Annotated in this window: 10 protein-coding genes and 1 tRNA gene; 2 read left to right on the top strand and 9 right to left on the bottom strand. The window is 75.2% G+C overall.

Annotation, left to right across the window (positions count from 1 at the left end):
* Positions 1-136 precede the first annotated feature (136 nt).
* From tig to ACI79S_RS16325, 3 genes are all read right to left on the bottom strand, one after another.
* Entirely contained in the window at positions 137-1,591 is a 1,455-nt protein-coding gene (gene tig, locus ACI79S_RS16335) for a trigger factor (RefSeq protein ID WP_456594492.1), read from the bottom strand.
* Positions 1,592-1,723: 132 nt separating this feature from the next.
* Positions 1,724-1,797: transfer RNA gene (locus tag ACI79S_RS16330), tRNA-Pro, on the bottom strand.
* A gap of 49 nt (positions 1,798-1,846) precedes the next feature.
* The gene (locus ACI79S_RS16325) at positions 1,847-3,301 is read right to left on the bottom strand and encodes an amidase (protein WP_456594491.1); all 1,455 of its coding nucleotides are present in this window, start codon (positions 3,299-3,301) and stop codon (positions 1,847-1,849) included.
* Between the two features lie 272 nt (positions 3,302-3,573).
* On the opposite strand from ACI79S_RS16325, the gene ACI79S_RS16320 reads away from it, so the two are divergent.
* Together ACI79S_RS16320 and ACI79S_RS16315 are read left to right on the top strand one after the other, a co-directional pair.
* Positions 3,574-5,517, top strand: coding sequence for an alpha/beta hydrolase (locus ACI79S_RS16320; protein WP_456594490.1), 1,944 nt, complete (start codon positions 3,574-3,576; stop codon positions 5,515-5,517).
* 119 nt (positions 5,518-5,636) lie between these two features.
* Positions 5,637-6,023 carry a hypothetical protein gene (locus ACI79S_RS16315; protein WP_456594489.1) on the top strand — a complete coding sequence of 129 codons (387 nt, stop codon included), beginning with the start codon at positions 5,637-5,639 and terminating at the stop codon, positions 6,021-6,023.
* 9 nt (positions 6,024-6,032) lie between these two features.
* Here the strand turns inward: ACI79S_RS16315 and ACI79S_RS16310 are convergent, their stop codons facing one another.
* From ACI79S_RS16310 to ACI79S_RS16285, 6 genes are all read right to left on the bottom strand, one after another.
* Positions 6,033-6,725 (bottom strand): DUF2306 domain-containing protein, encoded by a 693-nt coding sequence (locus ACI79S_RS16310; protein ID WP_456594488.1) that lies wholly within the window; start codon positions 6,723-6,725, stop codon positions 6,033-6,035.
* Between the two features lie 87 nt (positions 6,726-6,812).
* A complete protein-coding gene (locus ACI79S_RS16305; protein ID WP_456594487.1) occupies positions 6,813-7,472 on the bottom strand; it encodes a response regulator in 660 nt (219 codons plus the stop codon).
* Complete coding sequence (locus tag ACI79S_RS16300; protein ID WP_456594486.1) at positions 7,469-8,590, bottom strand: sensor histidine kinase; 1,122 nt, start codon at positions 8,588-8,590, stop codon at positions 7,469-7,471. The genes ACI79S_RS16305 and ACI79S_RS16300 overlap by 4 nt, the downstream gene beginning before the upstream one ends.
* A 169-nt stretch (positions 8,591-8,759) precedes the next feature.
* On the bottom strand, positions 8,760-9,437 hold the full coding sequence (locus tag ACI79S_RS16295) for a DUF305 domain-containing protein (protein WP_456594485.1): 678 nt from the start codon (positions 9,435-9,437) through the stop codon (positions 8,760-8,762).
* Between the two features lie 90 nt (positions 9,438-9,527).
* Positions 9,528-9,965: a DUF6153 family protein gene (locus ACI79S_RS16290; RefSeq protein ID WP_456594484.1), complete on the bottom strand. Its 438-nt coding sequence runs from the start codon at positions 9,963-9,965 to the stop codon at positions 9,528-9,530.
* 79 nt (positions 9,966-10,044) lie between these two features.
* The gene (locus tag ACI79S_RS16285; protein ID WP_456594483.1) at positions 10,045-12,048 is read right to left on the bottom strand and encodes a heavy metal translocating P-type ATPase; all 2,004 of its coding nucleotides are present in this window, start codon (positions 12,046-12,048) and stop codon (positions 10,045-10,047) included.
* Positions 12,049-12,809: the final 761 nt, after the last annotated feature.

Raw genomic sequence — 12,809 nt, 5'->3', positions numbered from 1 at the left:
CCTGTCGACCCTAACGCGGACCTGCGACGGGACAGTCCCCGTGGCGGCGGTGTTCGCCGTCGGCGCAGCGGCCCGCCCCGGAACGCCGCGACGCCGCCCTCCCCGGTCGGGGAGGACGGCGTCGTCGGGTGCCGGCTCAGGCCTTGGTGACGTCCTCGGTGTCCTCGGTCGCCCCTTCGGCGGCCTCGGTGGCGACGGCCTGGACGGCGATGTCGTCGTCCTCGGCCGGCGCCTCCTCCGCGGGGGTCTCCTCGGTGGGGGCCTGGACCGTCTTCGGCCGCAGGGCCTCGAGGTCGACGTTCCGGCCGGACTCGTCGGTGATCGTCGTCTGCTCGAGCAGCTGGGCGAGCGTCTTGGTGCGGCGGACGTCGGCGACGAACTCGGCGATGTTCCCGCTCTGCTGCAGCTGCTGCGCGAACTGCTCCGGGCTCATACGGTTCCGCTGCGCCTGCGCCATGATCTGCGCCGAGAGGTCGTCGTTGTCGACGGTGACCTCACGGGCGTCGGCGATGGCGTCGAGGATGAACTGCGTCTTGACCGCCTGCTCGACGTTCTTGCGCTGGTCGGCCTCGTAGTCCTCGCGGCTCTCCACGCCCGACATCTGCAGGAAGGCGTCCCAGTCCATGCCGGCCTGGGTGAGCTCCCGCTCGAAGGCCTGGTTGCGCCACTGCACCTCGCGCTCGACCAGGTTCTCGGGCATGGGCACCTCGACGGTCTCGACCAGGTGCTCGACGAGCTTGTCGCGCGCCTGGGCGCCCTGCTGGATCACCTTGGAGCGCGCCAGCCGGGTGCGGACGTCCTCGCGCAGCTCCTCGAGGGTGTCGAACTCGCTGGCGGTCTGGGCGAACTCGTCGTCCAGCTCCGGCAGCTCCTTCTCCTTCACCGAGCGGACGGTGACGGTGACGTCGGCCTGCTGGCCGGCGTCGGGGCCGGAGAGCAGGGCGGTCTGGAAGGTCGCCGACTCGTCGGCGGACAGCCCGCGGACGGCGTCGTCGAGGCCCTCCATGAGGTTGCCGGAGCCGACCTCGTAGGACATGCCGGTGGTGGAGCCGTCCTCGAGCACCTCGCCGTCGAGCTTGGCCTCCAGGTCGATGGAGACGAAGTCGCCGTCCTGCGCGGGGCGCTCGACGCCGGTGAGCATGGAGAACCGCTCGCGCATGACCGAGACCTGCTGGTCGATCTCCTCGTCGGTGACCTCGACGTCGTCGACGGTCACGGCGAGGTCGTCGAGCGCCGGGAGCTCGAGCTGCGGGGCGACGTCGACCTCGGCGGTGAAGGCGAGGGTGTCGTTGTCGTCGAGGCGGGTGACCTCGATCTCCGGCTGGCCCAGCACGCGGACCTGGTTCTCGCGGACGACCTCGGAGTAGATCTCCGGGACGGCGTGCTGGACGACCTGCTCCAGGACGACGGGCCGGCCGAGCCGCTGGTCGAGCACGCGGTTGGGGACCTTGCCGGGGCGGAACCCGGGAACGCGGACCTGCTTGCCCAGCTCCTTGTAGACCTCACCGAAGGCGTGGTCCAGGTCCCCCCACGGCACCTCGATCGCCATCCGGACCCGCGTGGGGCCCAGTTCCTCGATGGTGCTCTTCACAGCGGCAGTGCTCCTCGGTGAGACAGTGGTGTGCAGGCGCCCACGACGACGGTGGCGCCGGGTCGACCCCCGAGTCTAGAGACGTCCGGGGCACGCGCGCGGTGGCGGGATGCGGGCATCGCGCTCGTCCGGTCGGGGTGACAGGATTTGAACCTGCGGCCCCCTGCTCCCAAAGCAGGTGCGCTACCAAGCTGCGCCACACCCCGTGGCCGCCCGAGTCTAGGCGTCGCCCGGCCGCCGGCCCGGTGCGGCCGGTCAGGCGGACACCGGTGGACGGCGGTCCGCCCACGGCGCGGCCTGCTCGAGCGCGGCGGCCACCCGCACCAGCACGTCCTCGCGGCCGTACGCGGCGACCAGCTGGACGCCGACCGGCAGTCCCTCGTCGGTGCGGTGCAGGGGAAGGCTGATCGCCGGCTGGCCGGTCACGTTGAACTGCGCGGTGCACGGCATGAGGCTGTTGATCCGCCGGCCCTCCTCCTTCGGCCCGGCCGCGGTGAACCAGCCGAGCTCCGGCGGCGGCGCGGCGATGGTCGGTGTGACCAGGAGGTCGAAGCCCTCCCCACCCAGCTCCCGCGGCGCCCACCACCGGGCCATGCGGCGGGTCCAGGCGCCGAGCCAGGTGCGGGCGCCCAGGTAGTCCTCGGCGGAGAGCTTCCGGCCGACGGCGCGGTACATGACGTTGCGCGGCTCCAGCTCGTCGTCCTCGACCGGCCGGCGCAGCGCCGAGCGCTCGAGCGCGGAGAGGGTGAGCGCCACGTCCGCGGCGATGGTGGTGGTGAAGAAGCGCGGGAACTGCGGGTCGAACATCGCCCCCGGCGTGCCGGGCCCGACCTCGCCGCCGAGCTCCGCGAGCAGCCGGCCGGCGTGCTCCACCGCGGCCCGGCACGCGGGGTCGTCGAGGTACTGCTCCCCCGGGTCGGCGTCGAGCAGGCCCACCCGCAGCCGGCCCACCGGGGCGCCCACCTCCTCGGCGAGGGCCCGGGGCAGCGGCGGGGCGGCGTACGGGTCGCCGGGCATCGGTCCGCCGATGAGGTCGAGGACGGCCGCGGTGTCGCGCACCGTGCGGGTGACGACGCCGTCGATGGTGGCGCCGGCCCAGCTCTCCCCCACCTCCGGCCCCTGGCTGACCCGGGCGCGCGTGGGCTTGAGCCCGACCAGCCCGCACTCGGATGCCGGGATGCGGATCGAGCCGCCGCCGTCGTTCGCGTGGGCGACCGGCACCAGGCCGGCGGCGACCGCCGCGGCCGAGCCGCCGCTGGAGCCGCCGGTCGACCGGCCGGTGTCCCACGGGTTGCGCGCCGGCGGGTGAGCGGCGGGTTCGGTGGTGATCGTCGTCCCGAACTCCGGGACGCTGGTGCGACCGAGGGCGACGAAGCCCGCCGCGCGGAAGCGCTGCGCGAGGTGGCTGTCGACGCGCCACCGGACGTCGGCGTCGCGCAGGAACGACGTCCCGTAGTGGGTGGCCTCGCCGGCGACGTGGCAGCCGAGGTCCTTGAGCAGCAGCGGCACCCCGCGGAACGGGCCGTCGGGGAGCTCGCCGCGCGCCTCGGTGCGGGCGGCGTCGAACCGGTCGCGGATCACGGCGTCCAGCTGCGGGTTCACCCGCTCGATCCGCTCGATCGCCGCGTCGACGAGCTCTGCGGGGGTGGCCTGTCCGGTGCGGACCAGCTCGGCCTGCGCGGTGGCGTCCAACCAGGTGGTATCGGTCACCCGGCGCACGCTAGCCGCCGAGCCGTCCCCGGCATGCCGGAGCACGGCCTCCCTGCTGCGCTGGAGGCGCGTCGGCGAGGGATGCGCTCGGGCCGGTGTCGGTCGGGTGGCTCCGACGGTTGCCCAGACGTCATGGAACCGACATGTGCAGCATCCCCTCCCGCAGTCGATGATGGGGTGGACTCCCGCGTCGACGGCTCGCGGACGGCTCCGGGACTCCTCCGGCGCGCGGGGTCCGGCGCACGACCACCCCGGCGCACACGGAGAGAGGCATGACCAGTCGTCGAGCAGCACTGCTCCTGGTTCCACTGCTGGCCGTCGGTGCCTGTACGGGCAGCGCTGAGGACGACGCCGCGGGAGGTGACGCCTCCGCGAGCCCCACGAGCACCGCGGGCGAGGTCGAGATGGGCGCGTGCGAGTTCGACGTGCCTGCGGGTGTGCAGATCGAGTGCGGCACGCTGCCCGTCCCGGCCGACCGCGACGACCCCGGCTCCGGGGAGATCCAGCTCGCCTTCGGCATCGTCCGCAGCGACTCCGACAGCCCGGCGGACGACCCCGTCGTCTACCTGTCGGGGGGACCGGGCCAGAGCACATTGGAGCTCGTGCCGCAGGGATTCGGCCAGCTCTACGAGCCGCTGACCGCCAACCGGGACCTCGTGCTCGTCGACCAGCGGGGCACCGGGCTGACCGAGCCGTCGCTGGCCTGCGACGAGTACACCTCGTGGATCCAGGAATCGCTCGGCTCCGACCTGCCCCCGGAGGAGCTGGAGGCCCAGGCCGTCGCGTCCCTGGACGAGTGCCGCCAGCGCCTCGTCGACGAGGGCATCGACTTCTCCGACTACAACAGCGCCGCCTCGGCCGCCGACCTCGAGGACCTGCGCGTCGCGCTCGGCTACGACGAGTGGAACCTCTACGGGATCTCCTACGGCACCCGGCTGGCGCAGGCCGCCATGCGGGACCACCCCGACGGCATCCGGTCGGTGGTGCTGGACGCCGCCTACCCCGTCGACGCCGACCTCTACGCGGAGACGCCCGGGAACGCAGTCCGGGCGATGGAGGGCCTCTTCGCCACGTGCGCCGACGATGCCGCGTGCGCCGCGCAGTACCCCGAGCTCGAGCAGACGTTCCGCAGCCTGGTCGACGAGCTGAACGCCTCGCCGGCGCCGATCACCGTGGTCGACCCGGCGAACGGGCAGCGCGTGGAGGAGGAACTCGACGGGGACTCGCTCGTCGGCTTCCTGTTCCAGACGCTCTACTCCACGGAACTGGTGGCGCACCTGCCGGAGATCATCGCCGCCGCGGACGACGGTGAGTTCGGCACGATCGGCCTGCTCCTCGGCGCGCTCTCCCAGCAGCTGGAGCTGGTCAGCATCGGGCAGCAGCTGGCCGTCCAGTGCCAGGAGGAGATCGCGTTCGGCTCCCAGGAGGAGGTGGCGGAGGCCGCTGCCGAGCACCCGCTGGTCCAGGGGTTCTTCGAGGGTGCGCCGACCCTGGGCCCCGGTGTGTTCGACGTCTGCGGATCGTGGGACGCCGGCGAGCCCGGCGCCGACGCGAACGAGCCCGTGGCCAGCGACATCCCCGCGCTGGTGTTCGCCGGCGACCTGGATCCGATCACGCCGCCGCGGTGGGGCGAGGAGATCGCCGCGGAGCTGCCGAACAGCGTCTTCGTCCCGTTCCCCTACACCGGGCACGGCGTCCTGCCCAGCCACGACTGCGCGGTGCGGATCGCCGAGGAGTTCCTGGACGATCCACGGAGCGAGCCGGCGACCGACTGCGTCGACGACATCGAGGCTCCGGCTTTCACCGCGGATGACGTCCAGATCGAGATGACGCCGTTCGAGAGCGAGGAGCTGGGCCTCACCGGGCAGCGGCCGAGCGGCTGGACCGAGGTGATCCCCGGTGTGTGGCAGGACTCGGTGCTGGTGTCCCTGACCCAGCAGCTCGTCCCCGGGGCGACCGCCGACCAGCTTCTCCAGCAGTTGGCGGCTCAGCTGGGCACCGACCAGCCACCCCAGCCGGTCGGCCAGCTGACGACGGAGGCCGCCACCTGGGATCTCTACCAGCTGGAGGACCTCGGGCAGCGCGTCGAGCTGGCCCTCGCCGACGGCCCGGACGGCCTGCTGCTGGTCCAGCTGACGACCAGCCCCGCCCGCAACGACGTCCATCGCGAGCAGGTCTTCCTGCCGGCGGTCGAAGCGCTGTCTCCGCAGTCCTGAACCGGGCGCCCGGCCCCCGTCCGATCCGCGGAAGGCGTCGCCGGCCGTTAGCCTGCCGGGGAGCGCGCGAGCCCAGCCCCCGGGCGGCCGGAGCGCGCCCCACGGATGGAGGCCTCGCGGTGGAGATCGACGACGACGGCCTCGGCCCGGCCACTCCCCCTCCGCCGCCGAGGTTCGGCGTGCTGCCGGCGGCCGCGGCGCTGGTGCGCCTCCCGTTCGACCTGGTGGTCCTGGTCGGCTACGCCGTGCGCGAGCTCCCGCTGCTGGTGCAGGACGTGCGCAGCACGGTCAACGACGTCGCCCGGCTGGTGCACCACGGCGAGCGGGGCGGCGCGCTGCAGGAGCTGCTCGACAGCCTCGCCCGCGCGGCCCGGGCGGACAGCGCGGGGGCGCTCACGCATCTGCTGCGGGCGGGCGGCGACCTGGCCGCGGTGCGGGCCGAGGTCGAGCGGCAGCGCCTCCTGCTCGGGGACGTCGATCCCGCCCAGGACCGTGGGGACGGCTGACGCCGCCGGTCACCCGACCTGCTCGACCGGCGCCGTCCGCAGGACTGGGGGCGGGACGACCCGGCCGGCCGGACGACGGCGGATCAGCCACTCGGCGACCGCCAGGTTGACCAGCCAGCCGGCACCCATGGTGACGGCCTCGGCCGTCGGGCCCGGTTCGCCGGCCACGACCAGCCAGGAGCCGGCGGTGAGCACCTGCGTGCCGGCCCCGAGCCCGAGGGCGTAGCCGCGCAGCATCCAGGCCCGGTGCCTGCGGATGTCGCCGCGCAGGACGGCGGTGACGCCGAGGACGATGGCCACGGCCATCCCGGCCCCGGCCGCGGCGCGGAGGACCGTGAGCAGCCCGCTGTCGGCCCCGGTGATGGCAGCGGTGAGCCAGAGCCCGCTCAGCGCGGCGACGAGGCCGGCCGGGGCGGCGATCCGCCCGGTGACGCGGTGCCAGCGGGGTCGGCGTCCCCGCGTGCCCGGCACGAACTGGAAGGCACCGACCACGGTGAACACCAGCGCGCTGAGGATGTGCACCACCAGCGGCACCGGCGCGGCCGCCGACCGCGGGGCCTCGGGCAGCACGGCCGCCCCGCCGGTGAGCTCGACGAGCCGGGCGGCGCCGGCGAGGAGCGGCACGAGGGCCAGGGCGATGAGTGCGGCGGGCACCAGCCACTGCCGTCGGCGGCGGGGCGTCGTCCGAAGTGCTGCGGTCATGCACCCGATCCTCGGGACCGTCCCGCCGCAGGTCATCGCCGGAAAGACCGGTTCCCGGGTCCTCCTTTGGTCGGAGGCGCGGCCGGTCTACCGGCGCGGGACGCGCCGCGTCTCGTACGCCCAGATCGCGATCTCCACGCGGTTCCGGACGCCCAGCTTGGCCATGAGGCTGCCGACGTGCGTCTTCACCGTGCTGAGCGCGATGTGCAGCTCTCGGGCGATCTCGTCGTTCGACCGGCCGCGGGCGACGGCGGCGAGGACCTCCTCCTCCCGGTCGGTGAGCGGGTCGACCGGCTGGGCGGGCGAGGCGGCGGGGCCGGTGCCGGCGAAGGCGTCGAGCAGCCGGGCGGTGACGCTCGGGGCGATCAACGCGTCCCCGCCGGCGGCGGCGCGCACGGCCTGCGACAGCAGGTCGGGCCCGGCGTCCTTGAGCAGGAACCCCCGGGCGCCGGCGCGCAGCGCGGCGTAGACGTACTGGTCGAGGTCGAAGGTCGTGATGACGACGACGGGGACCGGATCGGCGACGTCCGGGCCGGCGAGCCGGCGGGTGGCCTCGAGGCCGTCGGTGCCGGGCATGCGGATGTCGAGCAGGCAGACGTCGGGGCGCAGCCGCCGGGCCAGCTGCACGGCTTCCTCCCCGTCCGCGGCCTCGCCGACCACCTCGATGCCCGGCTGGGCGTCGAGGATCATCCGCAGCCCGGTGCGCACGATCTCCTGGTCGTCGGCGACGAGCACCCGCACGGTCACGCGGGCCCCCGCCGGGGCAGGTCGGCGCGGACGGCCCAGCCGCCGCCGGGCGCCGGCCCGGCGGCGAAGGTGCCGCCGAGCAGGGAGACGCGCTCGGCCATGCCGCGCAGCCCGAACCCGGGGGCGACCGGCGCGGTGGCGCCGTCGCCGTCGTCGCTGACCAGCAGGTCCACCCGGGCATCGTCGACGACCACCCGAACCTCCACGCGGGTGGCGCGCCGGGCGTGCCGACGGGCGTTGGTGACCGACTCCTGGGCCAGGCGGTAGACGGCGGCCGCCACGGACGGGGAGACGGCGTCCGTGGCGCCGGTCACCCGGACGTCGACGGGCAGACCGTCGCCGGCGGCGAGGCCGGTCAGGTCGGCCAACCCCGGGGTGGGCGCGAGGTCGGCGACCCCGTCGCGACGGAGGGCGCGGACCATGCCGCGCATCTCGGCGAGGGTGCTGGCCGCTTCCTCCTCGATCAGCCGCAGCGCCTCGACCGCGGCCTCGGGACGCGTGGCCGCGGTGGCCAGGCCTGCCTGCGCGCGGACGGCGATCGCCGAGACGTGGTGGGCGACGGTGTCGTGCAGGTCGCGGGCGAGGTGCTCCCGCTCGCGCGAGGCCACCTGGTCGAGCTCGCGGGCCCGGGCGCGCGCCCGGAAGCGGGCGGCCGCGCCGAGGGCCAGCGAGGAGAGCAGGACCGCGGCGCCGCCGACGGCGTCACCGGGCGTGGCCGGGCCGAGGACCAGCGAGACGACGGCACCGGCCAGCAGGACGGCGAGTCCGGCGAGCGCCTGGGCGCCCGAGCCCCAGCGCACGACGGCGTACGGCAGCAGCAGCCCGAACGCGGCGGAGTACATGCCGTCGCGGTCGCCGGTGACGGCGGCGAGCACGGCCAGCACGCCGAACCAGGCGATGAGCACGAGCACCGGCTGCGTGCGGCGCCACAGCAGGAGCGGGGCGAGCGCGCAGAGGACGGCGACCTGCACCCAGCGGGAGGGCAGGTCGGGCCGGAGCACGCCCTCGAGCACGGCGGCGACCGGGACGAGGGCGGCCAGCAGCCAGTCCCGCCGGCCGCGGGCGGGGGCGTCCGGCGGCCTCGGCTCGCGCCAGAGCGAGCGCAGCAGCGCGATCACGCCGGTCACCGTACGAGCCGGGACCGCGGAGTTGATCAGCCGGAAGGAGGAGATCGTGGGTTGCGACGCTCACGAACCTCCCGCAGGTGCACGACGTGCACGCGGGCCGGCGGGCTCCGGGCCGCGGCGGGAGCGGGCGCACGGCTCCGCATCCCGCCGCGGCGCCGGGTCATCCGCCCAGGTCGGTGAGCAGCTGCTCCATCTCGGCGATCTCGGCGGCCTGGCTGTCGCGGATCGCCTCGGCCAGCGCCATCGCGTCGGCGTTCTCACCCTCGGCGAGCTGGGTCTCGGCCATGCGCACGGCGCCGGTGTGGTGGACGACCATCTGCTCGAGGAACAGCCGGTCGAACTCCGCACCGGTGGCCGCCATCAGCGCGTGCATGTCCTGCTCGCTCATCATGCCGCCCGCCCCGTGACCCATGCCGTCGTGACCCGTGCCGTCGTGACCCATGCCGCCGTGACCCGTGCCGTCGTGACCCATGCCGTCCATGGGCTCGACGCCCCACTGCTCGAGCCAGCCGCGCAGGATCTCGATCTCGGGCCCCTGTGCGGCTTCGATGCGCTCGGCCAGGTCCCGCACCCGCGGGTCGGCGGCCCGGTCGTCGGCCAGCTGCGCCATCGCGAGGGCCTGCTGGTGGTGCGGGATCATGCCGGCGGCGAACGAGACGTCGGCATCGTCGAAGGCGTCCTGCGTGCCGGCCGAGGGCCCCGCGGAGGGGGCGGTGCTGCCCGTCATCGAGCCGTGCCCGGCGACGTCCGTGTCGTTGCCGCAGCCGGCGAGGACGAGGGCGCCGGCGACCAGGGCTGCGGCCAGGCCGTTGCGGCGGGCGGTGGTGGTGGTGATCATGTCGTGCTCTCCTGACGAAGGTGGGATCGAAGGCGTGCGCGGACCGCCGCCGGGGCCACGTGGCCGGGGCGGGACGGTCGGGCGGTCGGCCTAGATCCGCAGCAGGCAGAGCGCGGACAGGTCCGGTGGTCGGAGTGGGAGCGACCCGGCGGCGGCGCGGGCCCGAGCCCGGGCCAGACCTCGGGGGACCACTCGCGCCGGCCGTGGGGCGAGCACCGCGAGCAGCAGGGCCAGGCCGGCGGCGAGCACCGCCAGGCAGACGGTCCACAGGTGCCCGGCCGTACCGTCCGGGGCGCCCTCGTGGCCGGCGCCGGCCAGGGCGGCGGCGGAGCTCGCGGCGGGATGGCCGGGCACGGAACCGCCTGAGGTGACGACGACGCCGCCGGGCTGGTCGGCGGGATGCGCCGCCATCCCCGCCGGGCCGGCGTGCCCGGCGTGGAGGTCGGTGCTACCGGCGAGGCACTGCACGCCGTGCAGCGCGAAGACCGCAGCCAGCAGGACCAGCGCTGTCCACCGTCGCGTCCTCACCGCACCCCCTTCCCCCGCGAGGCCAGGCGGACGCACCGGGCGCCGACCGGCGCCCGGCCGCCCGGAGCGGCCGGCATGGTCAACGGGGTCCGGCAGCGGCCGGTTCCCGATCGGCCACGGCACGCCCCGCGGACACCGCGGCGACGCTCGCCTCCGGGCGCAGGTCCAGCCGCCGCAGCAGCTGTGCGTTGGACGCCACCACGACGGTGGACAGCGACATCAGCAGCGCGCCGACCTCCATCGGCAGCACGAACCCCACCGGGGCCAGCACACCGGCGGCCAACGGCACCGCGAGCAGGTTGTAGCCCGCACCCGCCCAGAGGTTCTGCTTCATCTTGCGGTACCCGGCGCGGGAGAGACGGATCACCGAGAGCACGGCGCGGGGATCGGAGGAGGCGAGGATCACCCCGGCCGACGCGATGGCGACGTCGGTGCCCGCACCGATGGCGATGCCCACGTCGGCCTGGGCGAGGGCCGGTGCATCGTTCACGCCGTCCCCGGTGAAGGCGACGGCCCGTCCCTGTCGTTGCAGCGCGGCCACCCGCTCGGCCTTGTCCTCCGGGCGCACCCCCGCGATGACCTGGTCGACGCCCAGTTCGTCGCCGACCGCGCGGGCGACCGGCTCGGCGTCGCCGGTGATCATGACGACCTCGAGGCCGAGAGCGTGCAGCGCATCGACGGCTTCCCGCGATTCCGGACGGACCTCGTCGGCCAGTCCCAGCGCGCCGACGACCCGCCCGTCGACGAGGACGTGCAGCACCGTCATCCCCTCCTCGGCCCACGACCGGGCGGCCGGCAGCGGTGCCAGCCCGTGCTCGACCAACAGGTTCGGGCCGCCGACGGCGACGGTGCGTCCGTCGACGGTGGCGGTGACGCCGACGGCGGCGGACGCGCGGAAGTCGCCGGCCGACCGCCCGGGCAGGCCGCGCTGACGCGCCGCGGCGACGACGGCCCGGGCGAGCGGGTGCTCGCTGTCGGCCTCCGCGGCGGCTGCCAGCGCCAGCACCTCCTCCTCGGTTCCGCCGGTGGTGGCGATGCGGTTCACCGCCGGCTCACCCCTGGTCAGGGTCCCGGTCTTGTCGAACAGGACGGTGTCGATGGTCCGCATCCGCTCGAGCGCAGCGCGGTCCTTGACCAGCACGCCGCCGCGCGCGGCGCGCTCGGTGGAGATGGACACCACCAGCGGGATGGCCAGGCCCAGCGCGTGCGGGCAGGCGATCACCAGGACTGTCACCACGCGGGTCAACGCGGACTCGGGCGCGCCCAGCAGCGACCAGACGACCGCGGTGACGGCCGCCGAGGCGACGGCGAACCAGAACAGCCAGCCCGCGGCGCGGTCGGCCAGCAGCTGCGCGCGGGTGGTCGAGGACTGCGCCTCGGCGACCAGCCGCTGGATGCCGGCCAGCGCCGTGTCGTCGCCGACCGCGGTGACCCGCACCCGGATCGCGGTGTCGGTGGCGACGGTGCCGGCCACCACGTCGTCACCGGGGCCGCGGGGCACCGGCCGGGACTCCCCGGTGATCATCGACTCGTCCACGTCGGCGGTGCCGTCGACGACCCGGCCGTCGGCGGGCACCCGGCCCCCGGGCCGGACGACGACCACGTCGCCGACGCCCAGCTCGGCCGGAGGCACGGTGACCACGTGGTCGCCGACGACCTTCTCGGCCTCGTCGGGCAGCAACGCGGCGAGGGAGTCCAGCGCGGAGGAGGTCTGCGCCAGCGAGCGCATCTCCAGCCAGTGCCCGAGCAGCATGATGACGACGAGCAGCGCGAGCTCCCACCAGAAGTCCAGCTCGTGGGAGAGGACCCCCAGGGTGGCGCCCCAGGAGGCGAGGAAGGCCACGGTGATGGCCATGCTGATCAGCAGCATCATCCCGGGCTTCCGGACCCGGACCTCGCCGAGAGCCCCGGTGAGGAACGGCCGTCCGCCCCAGGCGTAGATCACCGTGCCGAGCGCCGGCGGCACCCAGGCCAGGCCGGGGACGTCGGGCAGCCGGTAGCCGACGAGGTCGGCGAACATCCCGCTGAGCAGCACCGTCGGCAGCGCGAGCGCCAGCGTGATCCAGAACAGCCGCCGGAACATCGCCACGTGGTCGGCGCCGCCGTGACCCGCGTGCCCGGCGTGCTGCCCGTGCCCGCCGGGGTGGCCGTGTGCAGCGTGGTCACCGGCCGCGGCTCCGCCGCGGTGGCCGGCGAGCACCTGGGCGTGACCGTCGGAACCGCCGTGGCTCGCGACCAGGGGGTCCTCGACCGCCGGGGCGGTGCCGGCCGGCCGGTCTGCGACGGGAATCCCCTGCCCGTGCGTCGGCCCGGATGCAGCCCCCTCCCGGGTGCGCGCGTGGTCGTGAGCGGAACGGCTCCACGGATCCGACATGACGTTCCCACCTCTCGCCTCGAGCTCCTGACGGCGACCCGGGCGCTCGCTCCTCGTTCGAGCGATGCGCTCGAGCTGCCGACGCACGAGGAAGCTATACCCCTAGGGGGTACTAGCGCCAGGGGTTGCTCGAACCCAATGCGCGCCGCATCGGCGGCCGACAGCAACTCCGAGAGCCGCGGTCACAGGGCCCAGCCGACCACCAGCCCTCGGGTGCCTCCCCTCGCGCGGGCCGGTGGGCGCTCTCCCGCCCGGCTCCGCCACGCCGACGGACCCGGCCGGGCAGGGCCGTGGTGCGCCGGCAGCTCCGTGTCGTCCGCCTCGAGGCCACCGGGCCGGCCGCGACCGGCCGGGTTCGGGCGGGCCAGAGCGCTACCGCCGGGTCGCGATCCCCGCGCCGCACCTCGGGACCCGCCCCCAGCAGCTCGTGCCGCAGCGCTGCCGACCGCGGGCCTGGAACTCCTGGGCGC

Source organism: Blastococcus sp. SYSU DS1024 (genome assembly GCF_054050795.1).
Note: the sequence above shows the minus strand (reverse complement) of the source record. Positions and strands in the feature narration are given on the sequence as shown.

What these genes read in the sequence shown, in the direction of transcription:
- ACI79S_RS16285 (WP_456594483.1), bottom strand. Translation starts at nt 12,048, where the DNA reads ATGTTCCGGCGGCTGTTCTGGATCACGCTGGCGCTCGCGCTGCCGACG.
- ACI79S_RS16310 (WP_456594488.1), bottom strand. Translation starts at nt 6,725, where the DNA reads ATGACCGCAGCACTTCGGACGACGCCCCGCCGCCGACGGCAGTGGCTG.
- ACI79S_RS16320 (WP_456594490.1), top strand. Translation starts at nt 3,574, where the DNA reads ATGACCAGTCGTCGAGCAGCACTGCTCCTGGTTCCACTGCTGGCCGTC.
- ACI79S_RS16295 (WP_456594485.1), bottom strand. Translation starts at nt 9,437, where the DNA reads ATGATCACCACCACCACCGCCCGCCGCAACGGCCTGGCCGCAGCCCTG.